The organism is Adhaeribacter radiodurans, assembly GCF_014075995.1.
GTDB lineage: Bacteria > Bacteroidota > Bacteroidia > Cytophagales > Hymenobacteraceae > Adhaeribacter > Adhaeribacter radiodurans.
In genome coordinates this window covers 329,934-351,317 of record NZ_CP055153.1, presented here as the reverse complement: position 1 = coordinate 351,317, position 21,384 = coordinate 329,934, and the positions used below count along the sequence as shown (strand labels likewise).

17 protein-coding genes are annotated in these 21,384 nt (G+C 39.8%); 6 read left to right on the top strand and 11 right to left on the bottom strand.

All coding sequences use genetic code 11. The annotated features are described in order from the left end of the window. The first annotated feature begins 184 nt into the window (after positions 1 to 184). Positions 185 to 493, top strand: coding sequence for a DUF4286 family protein (locus HUW48_RS02000; RefSeq protein ID WP_182414081.1), 309 nt, complete (start codon positions 185 to 187; stop codon positions 491 to 493). Between the two features lie 169 nt (positions 494 to 662). Here the strand turns inward: HUW48_RS02000 and HUW48_RS01995 are convergent, their stop codons facing one another. The 3 genes from HUW48_RS01995 to HUW48_RS01985 all read right to left on the bottom strand — a co-directional run bounded on the left by HUW48_RS01995 (position 663) and on the right by HUW48_RS01985 (position 3,759). Next, entirely contained in the window at positions 663 to 1,145 is a 483-nt protein-coding gene (locus HUW48_RS01995; protein ID WP_182414080.1) for a GNAT family N-acetyltransferase, read from the bottom strand. 146 nt (positions 1,146 to 1,291) lie between these two features. After that, positions 1,292 to 1,471 carry a hypothetical protein gene (locus HUW48_RS01990; protein WP_182414079.1) on the bottom strand — a complete coding sequence of 60 codons (180 nt, stop codon included), beginning with the start codon at positions 1,469 to 1,471 and terminating at the stop codon, positions 1,292 to 1,294. Between the two features lie 77 nt (positions 1,472 to 1,548). Continuing rightward, positions 1,549 to 3,759, bottom strand: a complete 2,211-nt coding sequence (locus tag HUW48_RS01985; RefSeq protein WP_182414078.1) for a prolyl oligopeptidase family serine peptidase — start codon at positions 3,757 to 3,759, stop codon at positions 1,549 to 1,551. A 334-nt stretch (positions 3,760 to 4,093) separates the two neighbouring features. Here HUW48_RS01985 and HUW48_RS01980 point away from each other — a divergent pair, with 334 nt between their 5' ends. Further along, positions 4,094 to 5,383: a multidrug effflux MFS transporter gene (locus HUW48_RS01980; RefSeq protein WP_317173744.1), complete on the top strand. Its 1,290-nt coding sequence runs from the start codon at positions 4,094 to 4,096 to the stop codon at positions 5,381 to 5,383. Between the two features lie 29 nt (positions 5,384 to 5,412). Continuing rightward, a complete protein-coding gene (locus HUW48_RS01975; protein ID WP_182414077.1) occupies positions 5,413 to 6,156 on the top strand; it encodes a CPBP family intramembrane glutamic endopeptidase in 744 nt (247 codons plus the stop codon). 47 nt (positions 6,157 to 6,203) lie between these two features. Here the strand turns inward: HUW48_RS01975 and HUW48_RS01970 are convergent, their stop codons facing one another. The 5 genes from HUW48_RS01970 to HUW48_RS01950 all read right to left on the bottom strand — a co-directional run bounded on the left by HUW48_RS01970 (position 6,204) and on the right by HUW48_RS01950 (position 13,110). Continuing rightward, positions 6,204 to 8,564, bottom strand: a complete 2,361-nt coding sequence (locus HUW48_RS01970; RefSeq protein WP_182414076.1) for a GAF domain-containing protein — start codon at positions 8,562 to 8,564, stop codon at positions 6,204 to 6,206. Positions 8,565 to 8,744: 180 nt separating this feature from the next. Further along, entirely contained in the window at positions 8,745 to 8,999 is a 255-nt protein-coding gene (locus HUW48_RS01965) for a hypothetical protein (protein ID WP_182414075.1), read from the bottom strand. Between the two features lie 61 nt (positions 9,000 to 9,060). Next, a complete protein-coding gene (locus HUW48_RS01960) occupies positions 9,061 to 9,309 on the bottom strand; it encodes an acyl carrier protein (RefSeq protein ID WP_182414074.1) in 249 nt (82 codons plus the stop codon). Between the two features lie 116 nt (positions 9,310 to 9,425). After that, entirely contained in the window at positions 9,426 to 12,005 is a 2,580-nt protein-coding gene (locus tag HUW48_RS01955; RefSeq protein WP_182414073.1) for a DUF5686 and carboxypeptidase-like regulatory domain-containing protein, read from the bottom strand. A 484-nt stretch (positions 12,006 to 12,489) separates the two neighbouring features. Beyond that, positions 12,490 to 13,110, bottom strand: a complete 621-nt coding sequence (locus tag HUW48_RS01950) for a TetR/AcrR family transcriptional regulator (protein WP_182414072.1) — start codon at positions 13,108 to 13,110, stop codon at positions 12,490 to 12,492. Between the two features lie 364 nt (positions 13,111 to 13,474). Between HUW48_RS01950 and HUW48_RS01945 the strand changes: the two genes are divergently transcribed. Next, the gene (locus tag HUW48_RS01945) at positions 13,475 to 14,617 is read left to right on the top strand and encodes a PQQ-dependent sugar dehydrogenase (RefSeq protein ID WP_182414071.1); all 1,143 of its coding nucleotides are present in this window, start codon (positions 13,475 to 13,477) and stop codon (positions 14,615 to 14,617) included. A 176-nt stretch (positions 14,618 to 14,793) separates the two neighbouring features. On the opposite strand, the gene HUW48_RS01940 is transcribed toward HUW48_RS01945, so the two are convergent. Then, positions 14,794 to 15,546 carry an ROK family protein gene (locus HUW48_RS01940; RefSeq protein ID WP_220463983.1) on the bottom strand — a complete coding sequence of 251 codons (753 nt, stop codon included), beginning with the start codon at positions 15,544 to 15,546 and terminating at the stop codon, positions 14,794 to 14,796. Positions 15,547 to 15,776: 230 nt separating this feature from the next. Further along, positions 15,777 to 16,691, bottom strand: coding sequence for a DUF5996 family protein (locus HUW48_RS01935; RefSeq protein ID WP_182414070.1), 915 nt, complete (start codon positions 16,689 to 16,691; stop codon positions 15,777 to 15,779). 364 nt (positions 16,692 to 17,055) lie between these two features. On the opposite strand from HUW48_RS01935, the gene HUW48_RS01930 reads away from it, so the two are divergent. Continuing rightward, the gene (locus HUW48_RS01930; protein ID WP_182414069.1) at positions 17,056 to 17,592 is read left to right on the top strand and encodes a YceI family protein; all 537 of its coding nucleotides are present in this window, start codon (positions 17,056 to 17,058) and stop codon (positions 17,590 to 17,592) included. A gap of 77 nt (positions 17,593 to 17,669) precedes the next feature. After that, entirely contained in the window at positions 17,670 to 18,605 is a 936-nt protein-coding gene (locus tag HUW48_RS01925) for a ring-cleaving dioxygenase (RefSeq protein ID WP_182414068.1), read from the top strand. 240 nt (positions 18,606 to 18,845) lie between these two features. On the opposite strand, the gene HUW48_RS01920 is transcribed toward HUW48_RS01925, so the two are convergent. Then, entirely contained in the window at positions 18,846 to 21,371 is a 2,526-nt protein-coding gene (locus HUW48_RS01920; protein WP_182414067.1) for an AsmA-like C-terminal region-containing protein, read from the bottom strand. Positions 21,372 to 21,384 lie beyond the last annotated feature (13 nt).

Genomic DNA, 21,384 nt, shown 5'->3' with positions numbered 1-21,384 from the left:
AATATAAAGCAAATAAAATTTGCTTTGTTTAGATTTTCGGTGAGCGTCACCTTTTGCTAGTTTAATCAACATCCACGCACGCCGAATGAATATTTTTATATATAAATTCATTAATACTAATTAAGAGAAAAAAGCTGCTTCTATTTTTCAGAACGTTGCAAACGGAAAATCATTATTTTTACGTATGATTTTATATAATGTAACCATAAATATTGACAATACTGTTGCTGAGGATTGGCTAACGTGGATGAAGGAAGTACATATTCCTGAAATAATGGCTACTACTTATTTTATTAAGTACCAGATTTGTAAAATGCTGACGGAGTACGAAGACAATGGCGGCACTACCTACGCAGTACAATACTTTGCCCGCCACATAGCCGATTTAGAAGAATTTCAACGCGATTTTGAAACGGAGCTGCAGAAAAAACACAACGCACGTTACCCTAATAAATACGTCACGTTTCATTCTATTTTAGAAATTATGGATTGATTTAGATACTGGATGTGTACAATTCTAAACCATTTTTGAAAGCCTGTAGAAATCAAAAAGCATTTGCCTTTACCAGAGGTAAAAGAGCTAATTTTGTGAGACTTAGCTTTATTAATCGAGGAATGTGATTGTTGTTTTTAGCAACTTAATGGTTCAACTATAAAATGCCTCAACCATTCGCGGCTACGTAATCAGCTATTTGTTCAGCTGTCATGTTGCAGTTAATCCATTCTGGGTCGAGGTTGGCATTAAGCTTACGGTAGAATTTAATGGCTGGCTCGTTCCATTCCAGTACTTGCCATTTTAAACGTTTTACGTTTAGTTCTAACGCCCGACGAGCAAATGCATCGAACAGCTTTTTGCCTACTCCGTAGCGGCGGTAAGCTTCGGTTATTACTAAATCTTCCAGGTACAACATCCGGCCTTTCCAGGTAGAATAAGCCATGTAATACAAACAAATGCCAACGACGGTATTATCGGCTTCGGCTACAAAAAATTCAAATACCGGGTTTGGGCCAAAACCATCTTCCTGCATATCAACAAGAGTATTGGTTACCTCATCGGGTGCTTTTTCGTAAATAGCTAACTCCTGAATTAAAGCATACACCTGCGGCAAATCGGTTGCAATACCCCGACGAATAGAAATGTTCATTTAAATTTGATTCGTAAGAAGGGGCAAGTTATCATTTTAGGTATTACAAGTAAAGCCCGTATTGCCTAATATTCTGGCTTTACTTTTTGGTTACCCAAATAACAACTACAAGGAACTATTTACTTTTTCCGTTACAGATTTTTTGGCTATAAGTTACGCCGGTAAATTTTTGTTTTTTCAGGAGCCGCTAAAATATAGATAAGGACGCCAAACAAAGAAATTGTGAGACTAATTTGATCATCGGGTAAGTTATAAATCCGCATAACAATACCACCTACTATTAACAAAATAGCCAGTAGGTTAACAAGGGTAGAGATTGTTTTCATTTGCGTAAACTTAAATGATTAAAATACCTAGGTAATATAATCAAAAACTAATATTACGCAAAAATATATTAGATAATTTACACTTTTTTACCCCTATACGGGTTCAGACCCATATTATAGTAAATAAAAGACCAAATATCGGTGGCTTCGTTAATGAGCAAAGAAGTAGCTTTACCTGCTCCGTGCCCTGCATTTACATCTACCCGAATTAAGTAAGGATTGGGTCCTGCACCTTTTTCCTGCAAGGTAGCAATGTATTTAAAAGAATGCGCCGGCACTACCCGGTCGTCGTGGTCGGCAGTAGTAACAAGCGTGGCAGGGTAACTAACACCTTCTTTAATATTATGCAGCGGCGAAATAGCTAATAAGTTTTTAAATTGCTCGGGATTATCGCTGGAGCCATATTCTTCTACCCAGGCCCAACCAATAGTAAATTTATGAAACCGCAACATGTCCATAACGCCAACAGCGGGCAGGGCTACTTTAAATAAATCCGGACGCTGGTTACTTACGGCACCAATTAATAAGCCACCGTTAGAACCACCGGCAATTGCCAATCGGGCCGGACTCGTATACTTTTCATTAATTAAATATTCTGCTGCTGCAATAAAATCATCAAAAACGTTTTGTTTGTAAGGCAGCATTCCCGCCTTATGCCAATCTTCGCCAAACTCCCCTCCGCCCCGGATGTTAGGAATAGCCAGAACTCCATTATTTTCGAGCCATAACATGCGCGAAATACTGAAACCCGGTAAAATGGAAACATTAAAGCCGCCGTATCCATATAAATAGGTTGGGTTTTTACCATCTAAGGTTAAGCCTTTTTTATGCACAATAAACATCGGAATTTTAGTCCCATCCTTACTGGTATAAAATATCTGCTTGGTTTCGTAACTATCCATCTGTACCGCTACCTGAGGTTTGCGGTATAATTCTGATTTATTAGTAGCTACGGTGTATTTATAAATAGTACTTGGGTAGGTAAAAGAATTAAAAGTATAAAAAATTTCCTTGTCCGTTTTTTTACCTCCAAAGCCAGTTACCGTGCCTAGCGTTGGTAATTTTACCTGACTCAAAAGTTTACCTTTAGTATCGTGCACTAACAAATGACTGGAGGCATTGCGCATGTAGGTAACCAACAATTTATTATTTACTAAAGACACATTATCCAGCACATCTTCCGATTCCGGAATAACTACTTGCCAATTATCTGGGTTGGGTTTGTCCGGATCAATAAGGACTAACTGATAATGCGGGGCATTTTTATTGGTTCGAACCAGCAATTTATCGCCTAAGTTTTCTACTAATACATACTCGGCCTCGAAATTATTTACTAAAGGTTTAATTTCGGCTTTGTCGCTGGTAAGATCTTTATAGTACAAGGCATTAATGGAACTAGCTCCTTCCGTAGCACTAATAACCAAAAAACGTTCATCTTCGGTAGTTTGGGCAAAAAACAAACGGTTCGAATGATTTTTGTCTTCGTAAATTAATTGATCTTCGGCTTGGGTGGTACCTATTTTATGGTAATACACTTTATGGTTCTCGTTTTTATTCGCCATTTTAGAACCGGTTTTTGGTTCGTTGTAGCGGCTATAAAAGAACCCGTCTTTAAACCAGGCGGCATCCGAAAACTTAATCCACTGCAAAGAATCAGCAAGTTTCTTCTTACTAGCCGTTTCTATTACGTAAAATTCGTTCCAATCAGAACCTCCACCCGAAGTACCATAGGCCATGTAATCGCCGTTAGCCGAAAAGCTTATTGTACTTATTGCGGTGGTACCATCTTCGGATAGTTTGTTTGGGTCTAAAAAAACCGTAGGAGTACCTTTTAAACCATCCTGCACGTAAAGTATTTTCTGGTTTTGCAAGCCATTATTTTTAAAATAATAATATTTATTTCCTTCTTTAAAGGGGGCTTCGTATTTCGGATAATTCCAGATTTTAGTTAGCCGTTGCCTAATTTTTTGCCGGAAAGGAATTTTTTCTAAATAGCCAAACGTAAGTTCATTCTGCGCCTCTACCCATTCTTTTACTACTTTAGCCGTATCATTTTCGAGCCAACGGTACGGATCTGCTACAGTTGTGCCGTGATAGTTATCTACCTGATTAATTTTAGATGTAACGGAATGCGGGAAACTTAACTTGCGCATGGGTTCCACAACTTCTTGTACGGGTGTTTCGGTAACCATTTCGGTTTTTATATTCTGATTATTATTTTCGGAAGATTTACAAGCTGTTAGCAGGCCCAATCCGCTGGCTAATACTATCAAAGGTATTTTATTCATATCACGCTAATCGAAAATAGAATTCTACTTCTTAAGGTAACGAAAAAACAGAAAATTAGCTTCGCCCCCAACTGCAAATACTTTATTAAGTAAAGAGACACAAGTATTAAGATATCAGATATTAGACTTTTGTGGGTATAAGTAACAGAATACCAATATTATAATTTGTTGATTTCGACATCCAGTATATTAAACTAATTTTATCCAGTTATTTAATAATTACAATTAATAAATTTTTACGTCTCATTCGCTATTCAGATGTTGATTGTAAGCAAGTAAACCAGGCAAAAAAGTAAACCAATAAAATAGGAGAACGTAGGTAAGCCGCCGGGTAATGCTTCCTGGTCGGTTAACTTCTACTATCTTTGCCGCTTATTATTACCATTACCCCATGACTCGCCAAAAATACTTTTCGCTTATCCTGATTTTAGGTACCCTTACTGCGCTTGGCCCTTTTTCCATTGATATGTATTTGCCCGGTTTTCCGGCCATTGCTCAAGATTTACGCACTACCGTGGCGGATGTGGCTCTTTCTTTATCCAGCTTTTTTATTGGTATTTCAGCGGGGCAGCTTTTGTACGGTCCCTTATTAGACCGCTTTGGACGAAAAAGTCCGTTATACGCCGGCTTGTTCATATATGTACTTTCTTCGGTGGCTTGTGCCTTTGCTACCTCCATCGACAGTTTAATAGTATTGCGCTTTATTCAGGCAATTGGCAGTTGCGCCGCAGCAGTAGCTTCGGTAGCCATGGTGCGCGATTTATTTCCGATTGAAGACAATGCTAAAGTTTTTTCGCTGCTCATGCTGGTAGTAGGAGTTTCGCCGATGGTAGCTCCTACGGTAGGCGGTTATGTAACGGCTGATTTTGGCTGGCAAATGGTATTTTTAATTTTAGCAGCTATGGGAGCAGCCATTTTAGTGGCAGTTTATTTTGGCCTACCAGAAAGCAGTTCACCCGACCCTACTTATTCTCTAAAACCCAAACCTATACTTACTAATTTCTTTGCCGTTTTAAAAGTACCACAATTTTATACGTATGCGTTCTCGGGGGCTATATCGTTTGCTGGCCTGCTCGCCTATGTATCGGGTTCGCCTTTGCTTTTTATGGAAATATTTAAAGTAAGTGAAAAACAATACGGTTGGATTTTCGCCTTCCTTTCCATTGGTTTAATTGGGGCCAGTCAGGTAAACAGCATTTTACTAAAGAAATACCGCAGCGAACAAATTATTTTAACCGCTCTGTTTTGCCAGGCCCTTACTGCACTTTTATTTGTAATTGCCACTAACCTAGGCTGGCTGGGATTGTTTGAGACCATTGCTTTTATTTTTGTTTACCTGTGCTGTTTAGGCTTTACCTTTCCCAATGCTTCGGCCTTATCCATGCGCCCTTTTTCTAAAAATGCCGGTAGTGCCTCTGCTTTAATGGGCGCATCTCAAATGGGTTTTGGTGCCTTAGCTACAGTTTTATTAAGTTTATTCGAAGCTCGTTCGGCCGTGCCCATGACAAGCCTTATGTTAGGCTCCACTTTATTAGCGTTATTTATTTTATTACTCGGCCGTAAAGCCATACCTGCTACTAAAGATCAACCGGAAGTAGAAGCGCCAGTGGGGATGCTGCATTAACCTAAGATTAATAATCCTGAACAATAAACATGGAAAATGAACTAAGACCCGTTTGGAGCAGAATTTTTAATTTTAATTGGAAATTTGGTTTATTCTTAGTTCTGGTAATTTGTATTCCAAGGTTTATTTTAGTTCTAATAGCAAATTCAACGGGTAATTATGGCTCTATTGGATTAATTATGCTCATTTCTGCTGTTGCCCCTTTTCTGTTCCTGACTAAATATGGCCGGAAGAAGATCGGCCTTACCAGACCTAGAAAATATTCCGGGCTTGTTCTTGCTCTTATTGCCGGGCTAATTGTTAGCTTCTTGTTGTATTACATAGGTCAGAGTATATACGGCAACCACTACGAAAATTGGTATAACTATATTGGCAGGTCGTATAAAATACCCACCCAAATAAATTCTCATGACAAGGCTATTTTATTTGCCGTTGTTGCTTTAACCGGAATGATTTTTAGCCCCATTGGAGAAGAACTGTTTTTCAGGGGCATTGTTCACGCTAGTTTTGCTAATTCTATTGGGGAGAAAAAAGCATCCATTGTTGATAGCTCTGCTTTTGCCGTTACCCATATTTCCCACTTCGGATTCGTCTATATCAATCAGCAATGGCATTTTCTGACAACTTCAACTTTGATTTGGGTAGTAAGTATGTTTTTAGTTAGTGTGCTGTTTTTTGTTTTTAAGCAATACTCCGGTTCTATTTTAGGAGCCATTACTTGTCATGCGGCTTTTAACTTAGGAATGATTTATTGCATTTTTTATCTTTTATAATCTTTTACCCGGTAACGCAGTACTCCTATTTACTAAATAGAAATAGCTTAAGCACCCGCGTTACCATTGTGCGTACTAATGTAGTTAATGTGCAGGCGAAGAGCCTTTAAACCCGTAACTCCTTGCAACAACTCCAGTTCCAGAAATTCTATCTCCGGACCCAGCTTTTTTTCTTGTTGTAAATGATGGATAACTGGCAAGAATTCTTCTATTTCGGTGCGGGTAGTATAAACCAGGGCTATGGTATTGGGTTGCGTGAGTCGCTCGGTTGTTCCTTTCAGGTGGGCTTTATCCAAGCGCTTTTTAAGTATTTCGTACCGGATACTATACGAACCTTCTACATCAAACCGGTGTTCGTCGAGCCGAAACTTAATATCTACCGGGTGCGAATGCGCTAATATAAGTTGAGTAGTTTGCAACGGTAAAGGTAAGTTTGGTAAAAGCTGGTGCGTTAAAGCAGCCATTTGCACCATAGAAGAAAGCTGCCAATAGCGAATTTGCTGCAAATGTTCTGCCCCAAACGGCAACCAGGGCGCAATAGAAGCTCCCATGTACAAATTGTATTCTAAACCATCGGTGCGAAATTTCTCAAAATAATGCGGATAAATAACTTGAATATTTTTTGACTCTTGCTCCAGATAAGAATTAACCGTAGTATTTATGAGTGCCATACTTTTTTCGTAGGCCTGGTATTTTTCCTGGTAAAGACCGGTAGTAGAATTGGTAATCTCCAGATAAGGCTGCACCCAAGTGTTAAAATCAGGATGATTCTGGTGCAAAAACCGGAAATAGGGGTTTATTTCGTGTTTTAAAAAATCAGTAATCTGTTCTTCATCTTCCGGGCTAATTTTTTCTATCAGGCGGCGCTGCCAGTACCAGCTCTTTGCTAATAATTTTTCGGGCCGAACCTGGTAGGTAGGCAAATTAGGTAACTGCAATATTTCGCCAACAAAACGGAATTGTCGCATAAAATCCTGCTGAATGGCCTTGTTACGTTCCGTGGAAGAATTGCGTACATCTATAGCGCCGTAAAAAGGAAAAACTTGCTCAAAAATTACCTGTGTAGCTTCTTCTTCGAATGGCACGTCTTCCCCTTGCCGCAGGTAAGCCCAGGCAGCCTCATTAAATTTCCACTCTAATGCCGGCTGTAGTAAAGTAAATTTTTGCCGCACAATTTCTTCCATGCTGTTTTTGAACTGATTCCGTTGGTATAGCAGTAATTCTATTACCATCGGAATGGCTTGTTCAATCTTGCGTAAGACTTCTTTATTCAGGGCACCTACATGCGGACTACCAATTTCGAGCATACCTATGGCATTATTTGCAACTACCAACGGATATATTATAAAGCTACCGAACCCATTGCGGCGAAGAAGCCGTTGCGGTGGATTTTTAGCATCTACGAGATCATTCATTATCCGAGGCTCAGGCTTCCTAGCAATTCTTTCTATTAAATCCTGTACCTTGGGTTTACTTTTTTCATTACTGGGGTAAGCCGAATGCCTGAGGAAAATACTGCGGGAAGTATATGGTGCGTGGTGCACATATTGGCCGTTTACCTGCAAAAAAGGCATTAATCCAATTTGAATGTCTTTCTGGCCACACAGGTTACGCAATGCTTTTTCGAACCTATAGTAAATACCACTTTCCTCTTCCGATTGCAGGTGCACAAATACTTCTTTTAATTCCTGAAGAGTTGCTTGTTCGGTAACATCTTCCAACAGAAAAAAACAGAATCCATTGAACGTAAATTGCTCCAGAGGTATAGGCACCGGTAGTTCTTCCACCGTCTGTATGTTTTTTTCGGCAAAATCAATCCAATCTGGTTGCAGAGGAGATAAAGTACCCGGTGGATGCGGTTCCACAAACCGGAAATCGATGCGGAGGCGGTAATATTTAGTAAGTCCTTCTATTTCTTTTTTAATGGTCAGCCATGGCGATAAGCTGGTACTGATAGAAACGTGGTAGCATTTCTCCAGTACCAGCTTATACAACGCGCGTAACAAATTTTCGCGCATAGTAACCAGGTCTGAGTGGGGAGGCTGCTTTTCCGTAGAATTAGTGAGACGCTTAAAAGTTTCGGAATAATGAAATAAAGTAAGCGGATGATGAGGCAAGCCAATAGCGTAAGGAATTTCATCCCCCTGATGAATTAAGGGCAAAACGCTGTGTTTAATCAGCGTAAAAAGTTCATCTAAAGATTCAGTATTGGTAATTACTTCTAAGGCTTCCGAATCCAAAAAAGGAGTAAAGCGGGTAATCAGATAATCGTACAAGAAAATAAGACCCGAATTTAACGGAACTTCTTGCTTTCGTTTGCGCAAATAATGAATAAACGGCCGAAAGGATAACCGAAAAGGCAACACGTTTTCTACTAGCTGGGGAGTATTTATTTGCAGTAGCTCCATGTTGAATTTAGTTAAAGCCCTCTTTGCATTATTTGTTTCGGTTACCTTAACAATATAATAAGCAATTATTAAGAGCGCAACCCGTAAATAATAGAAGATTTATGCTCGGAAGAAGTTTACAATTTACTAATTCGGGCTAATATACAGAAAAAGTTAGCCGTTAATGCTTAAGCATACGTCTTATTGCCCGTTTGCCTGCATAATAATGTGTACAAAATCTTCCAGGGGCATTCCCAAAGAAACATTATTTTCTACGATGTTGCACTGGTACTCACCTTCCATGGTATTCAATAACCAGTTTATTTCTAAGGCTGAAACTCCCAATTTTTTTAAAGGCATCTTTTTTAATTGAGGAAATTCTTCTGAAATCTGCCACTCCGTTTTAATGCGATTGTATACTGATTTTTCGTTTAAAAGTACTTTTTTAGGTCTCACTTTATTATTGATTTTGAATTGTAATCACGGATTATTATTGCTTTTTTAACAAGTTACCAGTTTAACAAGGTTTAGTAATTTGGCGGCTTTCCTGAATATAGTGGGTTATTTGCTCTATCCGGGTTAAGGAAGTAAATTCTTCCGGGTCCAGATTTATTTTAAATTCCCGTTGAATCATCCGGAATAACTCTGCTCTATCCACTGGTTTATAGTTCAGGTCTAGTACTAAATCGGTTTCGAGTAAAATGGCTACCCGCGAAACAATACCTTGCGCCAAAATTAAATCCTTTACTTGGTTAAATGTTGTCATATTTATAGGGTTAGATATACATAGACCAGCTTACTCCCTTACTCGTAATTAGCCAGTCGCGAAAAGCTTTTTTACAAAACTTAAAGGTGACTCGTGCGTCGCTTGCCGACCGAGGTTTAGAAGTCAAATTTAAACTGACCGCGTAAGCCTAGCTCTGAAGTATTCGGGTGGTTGAGATAAGAAAAACGTTTTACCAGATCTATTCTAAAAAATTTAAAAATATTTCCGATACCCACGCTACCCTCCACGTAAGGCTTATCTTCTAAAGAGTAAGTAGTAGTCTGCCCGCTGGCATCTACCGGGAACTTCAACAACTGACTATTATATGCCGGATTGTTTTCGTCGCGCACACCACCGTATAGAGCTTTAAGAGTAACATACTCCCGGAACTTGGTTTTCTTGATAAGCGGAATTTTATTAAAAATAAACCCGTTAAAACAATGATCCAGCATAATACTGGCGTACCGGTCGCTGGCAAATTCCAGGAAGTTCATCAGGTTATACGACTGAAACTGGTACGAATACGTTTGATTGGCCCGGTGAATAGATAATAAAGGATACGGTACCTGCCCGAACAAATAACCACCTTCGGTTACCACATCGGTGTAACCTAATTGTGATAAGCTAAAGCGTTTAAATACGTTTAAGGTAATTTGCTGATAATTATACTCGCCATCGAACAAGCCTTTTACGCCGGCAATCCCGCGTATGGTAAACACCGGATAACGACCAATAAAGGAAGTACGGTAAATTTTACCCTGAAAGAACTTCTCGTTGGGTGCCCAGCGTAATTCCGCCGAAAGCTCCGCGGTAGTTAAGCTAGATAACAAAGATGACTGGTTTTCGGAAGTTGTAATTCTTTCAAATTCCAAGCTACCTGCCGGTGATTGCTGCCATCTTTTTAAGCCTAAACGATACGAAAAATGGTTTTCAAACTCCTGCAAATACTCCAGGTTAAAGGTTTTATTGTACAGGTATTTATCGTTAACACCCCGTTTTAAACTTAAAAAAACGTTACTCTCTTGAATTAACTGCAATTCCTGGCCAGGTATTTTAGTATCTTGCTGGTAACTCACCCGCACTGACCGTACCGGAAAATCGTAAATGGTTTTATCGGTTAAAGAGTAAGTGGCACCCAGATAATACTTCCATTTTTCGTCTTTAAAACCGTAAGCCGCGTAGGTATCAAAATTTATTTTTTTACTAAAATCAGGAGTGGTACGGCCGCCAAACCGCAACCGGAAACCTTCTACCGGGTTAAAGCTGTAAAAAGTAGCCACCGGCCCAATTTCTATTTTCGGACCTGCTTTTTTATACCCGGCAATTAATAGAGTAGCCCAATCAGTGGTTCTTTTAAAAGAAGGCGAATTCCGCAAGGTTTCAATGTTGGTGTAAGTAGTAGATTCGCTGGCCGTTAACGAATCCGGACGGTTGGCATTAAAGAAGTTTTCGTCGGGTTGGGTCTTTAACTCTGCTGCTATAATGGGTAAACCCTCGTAAAAATTAATGGGTTGCGGTTTATCGAAGGCATAATTTCTATAAACTACTAACCTGCTGCCGTACATGCCAAAATTACCTTTAGGCGTTAAGCCCAGGTCGGCGCGCATCTCGCTTTTGCTTAAATGGTATTTACCGGCTTCATCGGGGGTAAAATCCAGCTTAATGCGCAAATCCCGCACCCAGTTCAGGTTTATGGTTTTACTAATGCCTAAATCGGCTTTCTGCACCGCAAAATTACCATCTTGGGTTACGTATAAGTTTCCTGCAAATAAAAAGTCGGTTTCGTTGCGGGGTTCAAAAGTTAACTGTATTAGTTTGCCATTCTGGGTAGCTACGGTATCGGTTATATAAAAGCGGTAAAACGTAGGCGCCGCATCGGCAATTGGGCTCAGAAACTGGTTGGTTACTACTGTAATGTTATTTTGATAAATATCAATGTCCTGGTACAGGTGGTTAAAATAAGCCTGCATGCCTTTGCTATCGATGTACTCGCCGAAATCTACTTTTTTCTCAGCGGTAATTATTTTTTTCTTTTTATCGGGGTTCCGGCGGTAGAAATTATTAGAAAAAACCTCTTGTATATAAAATGGCAGCAGCGCTCTTCCTTTTAAGGTAGTAGTGTCTAAATCGGCGGTTAAGTAAGGAAATTCCCGGAGTAAAAAGTTTTTCTTGAGTTTTGTGGGGGTATTGGTTAAAGAGAAGCGCAGCTTTTCGTATTGTTCGTACTCGGCAAAATTATACTGTTGTAATTGATTGGCGGCTTTATGCGCAATAACTTCCCGGATTAAATCTACGGCCGGGTTATTTTTATTGCGGTAGCGGCGCTTGCCTTTAATAACTACTTCCGTTAATTGCTGACTATCGTTATCCAGAGTTAAATTAAGTTCCTGGATTTGGTTAGGCGCAATAGAACGGTTAACAGTTTTGTAACCCACATAGGAGAAGCGTACCTGCGAAAAAGCCTGATTTGCTTTTAGTACGTACTTACCTTCCACATCGGTAACCGTACCAATTTGAGTGTCTGGAAAATACACCGAAACACCAATAAGAGGCTCTTGGGTTTGGGCATCATTTAAAATTCCTCTAACAATAGTGGGGGAAGTGCTCTGGGCCAACATTTTATTTATGGCTAGAAAACTCAAAACTCCAACCAGCAGAAGCACCTTGATGAAGTTTGAAATATAATGCGGTAACATAGTTCTAAATTTGACTGGATTGAAGCAAACTGAGCGGAGCAATGGATTAAATATTTATTTAAATATTAAGGTAAAATCCGGCTTTTTGTAGAATGTATTTTTTTGTAACCGGTAAAATATCTTGTTATAAACTGCCCGTACATTATTTAACTAAAAGTACTGACAGAGGTACATTAAGCCAGATTAAATAAGGCAGGGCTCTTTTTCATCCGTTATTTAATTTGTTATACTGCAAATCTGGTAATTGCCCGGCATCTTCGAAATAGAAAGTAGGCTAAAGAGGAAAATTATGCAGGTAAAACGTTGAAATTTCTCGGTAAAATTTCTAATCGTTCGGGAAGTAAAAATTAGCATCGGTAAAATTGTTCTGTTTTAGATTAAACTACTTCGTGCAATAACTCGATAGAGCTTAATTAATTGGTACTTAAAACCGGGCAGTTGTTAAATTGTTTTAAACAATTGATTAAAACAACAGCAAAAAAAATCAATCCGGTTTTGCAATAAATAAGTAATTGCAAATCATATCTTTTACTATTTTTTGGTGTTCGGTTAAATGTTGGTCAAACTCTTCTTCGGTCATTTGCCACAAGCGCGTAGCCATTACTTTACTTTGAAAAATATACTGCACATTTGCTGCTATTAGCTGTAACACATGCGGAATAGTAATGGGGCGAACCTCTCCGGCATCAATGGCTTCCTGCAATTGCTGCCCGAAAACAGTGGTAAGCCGGCCTTTTTCAAAAGATATAGCATCCAGGAAGCGATCCGGATTTCGGTGCAGTTCGTTTTGCAAAAAGGTAACCAAGCCCGGGTTGCATCTAAAAATATGAAAATCATGATCTATCAAACCCGTTATTTTATCTTTCAACGGTATTGGCTGGTTCATGATATGGAGCATACCCCGGAAGTTAAGCTCCAACAATTCATTAAATACCAACGAAAATAACTTTTCTTTACTCCGGAAATAATAATTTAGTAAGGCCACATTCATTCCGGCTTCCTGAGCAATATCGCGGGTAGTAGTACCATCGAATCCTTTCTCCAGAAATACTTTTTTAGCCGCCTCCTTTAATTTTTCTTCGGGTACTAAAAAACAATTTGTCATACTACTTAAAAATGAACGGTACAAAGGTAACAGGAAACTTTATCATAATCCATTGTTTTAAACAGAAATTTTAAACAAATGTTTAAACTTAATTTTTAGTAAGCTAAATGTTCCTCATCCTAACTATAAAGGTAACTTACATTACTCTTAAATGGTTTGGCAAAAATATTTAATATAATAACTATCAAGCATTTATAAAAATTACTAATTTTGAAAATACTTTGCAAACCTATATTTAAGCAGGTATACCATTCCTAAGAACTGCTTGTTTATTGTTAAGGAAATAATTTGATCTTATAATTTCCTTAACCAAATTTGAACTCTCAAAAGCAATGTTTTACCACGTTTTATGTAATTATACCCGATGAATAAACCCTTTTTTTATTTAGTTATTTTACTAGCAGCTTTTGCTACGCTAGCCGCAACTTCTCCCCGGCCCCACTCCAACCAGCATAAGTCGGAGGTAATTGCCGATTCTACCTCGTTTACCGTTGATAAATTATACGAAGGCTTTAACAACCCGTGGGGTATGGCTTGGCTACCAGACGGCAGATTACTCGTTACCGAACGGGCCGGCCAGATTCTGGTTTTTAAGAATAATAAATATACCGGCGAGAAATTAACCGGCGTACCGGAAGTATTTGCCGAAGGACAGGGTGGCTTGCTGGACATTAAACTGCACCCGGATTATCAGAAAAATAAGTGGATCTATATCTCTTACTCCAAGCCGGTAGAAGGCGGTGCTACTACCGCTATTATGCGCTTTAAACTGCAAGGCAACCAGTTAGTAGAAAAAAAGGATATTTTCTTAGCCAAACCTTACTTAAAAGCTGACTTCCATTTTGGCAGCCGGATAATTTTTGATAAAGATAAATATTTATATTTCAGCTCCGGCGAAAGAGGTACCCAGCCTAAAGTACAGGAGTTAGATAACGACCACGGCAAAATCCACCGCATTTACGACGATGGCCGTATTCCGCAAGACAACCCTTTTGTAAAACAGGCAGGTGCTCACCCATCCATCTGGACTTATGGTCACCGTAATCCGCAGGGTATGGTATACGATGCGGCCAATAACCGTATTTGGGCCGTAGAACACGGACCTAAAGGAGGCGATGAATTAAACCTGATTCAGAAAGGTAAAAACTATGGCTGGCCGAAAACGTCTTACGGCATTAACTACGACGGTACTATTTTAACGGAGTTTAAAGAAATGGCAGGCGTAGAAAATCCGGTTCGTTACTGGGTTCCTTCTATTGGCCCGTGCGGTATGGCTATTGTAACCAGTAACCGGTACCCCGATTGGAAAGGGAATTTATTAGTGGGTGCCTTAGCTTTCCGGCACATTGCCCGGGTGCAGTTAGATGGTGCCAAATACGTGAAAGAGCAAAAATTAGTACAAGATATTGGTCGCGTACGAAGCGTTGCCGAAGGACCAGATGGCTACATTTACGCCATTACCGAAGGACCGGGTTTGCTCGTAAAACTTACTCCCAGCAAGCTATAAATCAGTAAAAAGGTAAAATTTAGTTTATAATAAAAAAGCAAACTCAACTACCAGGGTTTGCTTTTTTATTAATCTATTTTTAACTCTACTACTCGCTCAAAAAAATTATTTACTAAAACATTCCCGTTTGAGCAGCTGACTTCGCCAGGCAATAAGCTCAATGGCTCATAAAAACTCTAGAAGACTGATTTACAAGCATCAGAAAAGTGATGTTCTTCCTGCAACCATAAGCGCGTACCGCCTTTTATTCCGTCCCGGTTAGAAACAATAGTTATATTATCGTCCAGCTTAAACCGGATTTTATTGGCATTTCCACCGCTGATATATAAATGATCGTAATTGAAAACTGCTTTTAAAATGCTTAATACCCGTTCCATGCGCTGGTTCCATTTTTCTTCTCCGTGCTTTCTAAAAGCTTTTTCGCCCACATACTGGTCGTAGGTTTTACGGCCAATTACGGGGTGGTGCGCCAGTTCTAAGTGGGGTAACAAATTGCCATCTAACAATAAAGCGGTACCAAAGCCGGTACCTAAAGTAATCACCATTTCTAAACCCTGACCACTCACTACACCTAAACCTTGTAAATCGGCATCGTTTACCAGTCGCACGGGTTTGTTTAATGCCTCTTTTAATTCCTCCTGCAGGCAAACATTTCGCCATAGCGAAGTATCCAGGTTGGGAGCCGTAAATACCCTCCCATTCCGGATATAACCCGGAAAACCGACCGACACTTTATTATAATCTGAAAAATCTTTTACTAACTCCTGAATAGTAGCAATTACTCTTTCGGGAGCCGCCGGCAAAGGAGTAGGCAGTTTCTTGTACTCATTCAGCAGTGTTCCCTGCGAATCTAAAATAGTGGCTTTAATATTAGAGCCACCAATATCAACAGATAAAATTCTATCTTCGGATAAAAGGCTTTTCATCATGTAAATTATAGGAAGCAAAGGTTTTTAGAACAGTAATATACTCATTTAACCCGAACAAGTTGTGCCCTTCCTGGTTCTTTCCTAAGTAGCCGTTTTTTACTTTATCCGAAAAGCAAAAGGAGCCAGTTAAGTTGTGAGTATACTGGCTATAACCAATTACATTAATCTACTCAGTATCTTCTGTTTAGCGTAACAGCTATTTTGCAAACTCGAAAAATACAGTTCTTTAATTAAGAGGTACTACTTACTTCTAAGGCGGCGCGGTCCCAGCCGGCGAGATCGGCAGCAGACGAATATGTACTCCGCAAAAAGCTCAATACGGCTTGTTCCGGTTCTTCTACTTGCTGCACGGCGTTGTAAGGTAAAATAAATTCTCGAAGAGTTTGGTGGTAATAAGCAGCCGAAGGCGAAACAACTGCTTGATCATAACCCGCTGGCTCCGGGTAAATATAAGCGTAAAAAGCCGCTTCAGGAAAGCTGTCGTTGCCGGGCCAAAAGCCACAACTGCTCACTTCATGGGAGTACGCTTCCTGTGCTACCCAATCGGGCAAATGTGGTACCCCGCCCGGGTGTTCTGGAGCGGGACGCCCTGAAAAACGAGAAACAGCTAAGTCAAAACCACCCCAGAAAAAATGTACCGGACTGCATTTGCCCTTAAATTCAGCCCGGAAATAAGTTAAAATGCGATGAGCATGCAGTAAAACCTGGTGTAAATGTTCTACTTGTTCGGGCTGATAAGTAGCGTGAATTGTATCCTGATGAAAAGGAATAACTTCTTCTAATTCATTTGGAACCGGATAAATCCTGACATTTATATTTAATTCAGTCAGATTGGAAAAGGCCTTCTGGTAAAAGTCGGCTACCGAAAGATTCTTTAAACTAAACTGTCGTCTTTCGCCGGACTGCGTTATAATTATTAAATAATGGTTCTGAAGATCAAAATCTATCTGAAAGTATTGTTTTTCACTGGGAATAAGCCCTGTAGTTAGCCCGGGAGGCGTAACAGATAAAGTAACATGCCAGGCATGATTAACCCAAGGAAGTTGAGTAAGTTTTATTTTACCTATTATTTGGGTAAACAGCAATAAAGTTTTGTAGGTCTCTTTAGCATGAATATAGGAAAGTTCGGGCCAGTTAGATTTCATAGTACCAATTCTATTTAAAATAAAATTTATTTACTAAAGCTACATTAAAACTCAACTATTACTATTTAATAGACCACTATTAAACTACGTTCGTATTAATCTGTAAAATCTTGTTCTATTTTGGTATACGCAGTAGAAGAGAGTTTAGCCCAACTTAAAATTTAATCATTCAGGTTTTAATACTTAATAGGGCGTGTTAATCATGCTATTAAATAATACTTGAGAATGAATAATTCGCCTGACTTTTATCCTTGTTAAAATTTTTTTGAATTTTTTCTGAATATTATATGTATATACATTAAATGTATGTACATTTGTTCTATCAAATAAAAACATAAACTAATAAAAACTAAATATTAAGACTATGGCAACTACAAAATGGGCAGTAGACCCAACACACAGCGAAGTTCAGTTTAAAGTAAAACACCTCATGATTACTACGGTAACGGGTTATTTCCAAAAGTTTAACGTGGAAGCGGAAACCGAAGACGATCAGTTTACCAGCGCGAAAAGCGTAGTATTTACCGCTGATGTTGATTCTATCAGCACCAATAACGAACAACGCGATACTCACTTAAAATCTGCCGATTTTTTTGATGCCGAAAACCACAGCGAAATCCGGTTTGTAGCTGATAAATACGAGAATGTAGGCGGCGACGATTATAAATTACATGGCACTTTAACCATTCGGGGTATTTCTAAACCTATTACAGTAAACGTTGAATTTGGTGGTATTGTAGTAGACCCTTACGGACAAACCAAAGCTGGCTTTACAGTAGCTGGAAAAATTAGCCGGAAAGAATTTGGCTTAACCTGGAACGCTGTAACCGAAGCGGGTAGCGTTGTAGTAAGCGACGAAATTAAATTGCAAGCCGAGATTCAATTGGTAAAACAAAGTTGATTGAAGCCCTGCCCATTGGCAGGGTAACCTTTCACCTTTGAAGTCCGGGCTTCGTCACATTAACGATTATTAATTCTATGGAAAATAAAATTTTAGGCCTGCACCACATTACGGCTATTGCCGACAAGGCCAAACGTAATTTAGACTTTTACACCAAGGTGCTGGGATTACGCCTGCTTAAAAAAACTGTAAATTTCGACGACCCGGGTACTTACCACTTGTATTACGGCGATGAAAAAGGCAGTGCAGGTACTATTTTAACTTTTTTTCCTTACGAAGGAGCCCGTCGAGGACTTACCGGAACCGGTATGATTACCGAAATTGGCTATTCTGTGCCGGCCGGCAGCTTTGCTTTCTGGTTAAACCGCTTTGCTGAGAACGGTGTACCGTACCAACAACCAGCAGAAAGATTCGGGGAGAAATACATTGCTTTCCAAGACCCGGATGGGTTGCAGTTTGCCTTAATTGCTTCCAACACGCCGGATGCGCGCGTACCTTGGGAAACTCCGGAAGTAAAGGCCGATGTTGCTACTAAAGGCTTTCACAATGCTACTTTAACTTTACGGGATAGTCAGGCGACAGCCGCTATTTTAACAGAAATTTTCGATTACAAGCTACAAGCGCAGGAAGGCAACCGCCAACGGTTCGCTACGGATGCAGTGGAGCAAGCTGGCATTATTGATTTAGTAGACGCTCCAAATCAAATCCGGGGTATGGGTGGGGCCGGTACTAATCATCACATTGCCTTCCGGGTAAAGAACGAAGAAGTATTAACGCATTTCCGCGACAAAATTGCTAGCCGGGGATTAAATATTACCCATAAAATAGACCGTAATTATTTTTATTCCTTATACTTCCGGGAGCCAGGCGGCGTACTATTCGAAATTGCCACCGATAACCCAGGTTTTGGCATTGATGAGCCCTGGGATCAGTTAGGTTCTGGTTTACTGCTCCCACCGCAATACGAACCTCGCCGGGATGAAATCGAAGCAATTCTGCCGAAATTAGATTAAATACTTTTTTTATTCTTTAAATTTAGAAAAGGCAGATACTTCTTCTTATTGGAAGTATCTGCCTTTTTCTTTTTGCAAACTTTAGGTTTAATGACTTTTTGTATTGGTTACAGCGCGAAGAGAAAGGAATAAGAGCTGAAATTTAAATTACTTTTTGCTTTGAATAAATAACCGAGGATATACCAAGACTCCAATTATTTAACTTTTTAACTTGCAACCTGCAATCTAAAACCGGCAACTCTAAAAGTCAAAGTATTCGTCTGTATTAGGCTGCGGGGCAGTTGGCTTTTTGGGCAAAACCTGGGGTTTAATTTTTATAACTTCTTTAAACTCTTGTTTTTCGCGGCGCAGGTCTTGGGCAATTTTGGTCTTAACCCGTTGTTTATCGTAAGCTACTTTGTAGTTGTTTTCGTTGCCTTTTAAGGTTAAAAATAAGTTAGGTCCGTTGTTCTCGGTTAAGCCTATTACCTCCGCATCTCCACGACGCATTTTGTTCCGCAAAGGAATCCTGAATTTATAATCTAACTGCTGATCGAAGGTATGCATGCCTTGAATACCAATCACCGAAGCCCGGGACACATTTGAACGTACTTCCATCTCCGGAATGTAAACCGTGCGGTTCTGAATCCAGAAGGTATTGCTCAGATCCGAAAATTGCAGATGAGCCAGTTCCCGCTTCGGAAGAAACGGCGATAGCTTTTGCATAGGCTCAAAATTAAGCAGTTCTCCATTGCGGATACGGGCATTTACTTCGGCTTCCATTCGATCCGTTAAAGGCTTTAAATGATTATTAAAATATAAATCAGAATGAATAGTAGCCGTAAGCTCACCCCACAAATGGCGCTGAACCAAAAATTGCTGCCCAAAATTCTCGAAAACGTAAAACAAACTATCGAGCCGGATACTGTTAACGGTAGTAAGTGTAGTTACCTGAATGTTGTTCGATCGCCGGGCGTCGAGCACACCCTGAATGGCAAACCGGCCGCCAATTATCTGTAAGGCTAATTCCGGCGACGAGATTACCTGATTTTTCAAGCGCAATTTACCCTGTACTTTCTTCCCCCGAAACCGTCGGAACTGCAAATTTTGTACAGAAGTATTTACGTCGAAATCAAAATAAGGCGAAACCGTTAACTTATAAACGGGGGCGGCTTTCTGACGTCGGGTATTTACCTGACGAATAATGCCCGTATTTTCTTTCTCTTCGCTAAGTAACTCATCAAAATTAAGAAAACCAGATTCTAGGTCTGCTTCCATGTGCAGCCGTTGATTAGATAAAAACAGCCAACCCAGCACATTTTTGAAATAGCCATTGATTAGAAAATCTGAACTTCCTAATTTTCCTTTAAAATCTGTTACGGCCAAATCACTCTTCCGAAACAGAAAATTACCGTTTAGTTGCCGGAAAACGGGTTTATAATTTTTAACCTCTAATGCTACATTTCGGAGCGAAATTTCGCCGGAGCTATTTACTTGTCCGTAACCGGTGCGCGATTGAAAGGAACGCAGTTTTCCAGCAAAAGCAATGTTGACAGCTACTTCTCCGCTGCCACGTTTAAGATTAGTATTCGGAAAAACTTCCAGCGCGTGCCTTACATCCAGGTTCCCATTTAATTTTACTTGTAAATAGGGGTCCTGCAAATTCCGGTACACCATAGAGCCGGTAAATGGCCGGTTCTTAAGCATCCCGCGTATATTTTTTAATTCTATTACGGAAGTAAGATTATTTTGCTGGCTGCCGTTTGAGAATAGTCCCTGAAAGTTTAAGTCTTCCAATTTTTGTTTAGAAGCAGAATGATAAAACGTGGCATTGCGGCAGCCAAACTGAAATAAGACCTGCGGATTGGCTTTGCCCGAAGTAATGCCTTTTACAGTACCGTTAAAATACACGTTGCCTTGGCTCTGGTACTCGCCAAAAGCCTGATTGAATTTAGAAGGCAACAAAGCCAACAGTGCCTGAATATTGGCGTTTTTGCCCGTAAAACGTAAATCTAAAGCTGTTGGTCCGGCATAATTTACTAAACCTGCCACCTGATAACTTGCTGGCCCTACCCTCACCTCCGACGGGGAAATATTTACCTGACTGGCTACCCGGTCTACCAGCAAATTGGTTTGCAGGTTAACTTCTTTGTTCTGGAAGTAATCGTCTTTTTCTACCTGAATGGTTTGAATATAAAATTTCCCGTTGGCAGTAACTCCTACTTTTTGGTCGGTAACCTGTAAGGCAGCTACCATTTGGCGAGCCTGCACCTGGTAAAACTGATTCCGGCGTTGATCAGTGTAGTTTATAGCCACATTTTTAAAAGTTATTTTTTCCAGTTGAAAAGCAAACTTTTTATTTTTAGGCTGGCTTTCCTCTGCGGCAAATACCCAATAATTACCCAAACCATCTGGTAAAAACTTTATGAATACCTGCCCTTCTTCTAAAAAAACTTCGCGCACCCGGTATCTACCGGCCAGTAAATCGGGCACGTTTAAAGTAAAATACAAGTGTTTGGCTTTGGCTAAGGGAGCCGTACTGCCGGGCAAATTTTCTGTTATCGTTACTTTATCTAAAGTAATAGCTACGTTAGGAAACTGACGAAACAACGAAAGCGAGATTTCCTCTACCTGAACTTTAGTTTTTAAGTGGCGATTTGCTTCGGCTACAAAAAGCTGAATAATCTTATCTTTAAAACTATAAAGCAATCCCGTCGTGAGCAGTAGCAAAAGTAAAAATCCACCTAAACTATACTGTATAACCTTGCCAATGGCTTTCTTCTTCAATATCAACAATTTA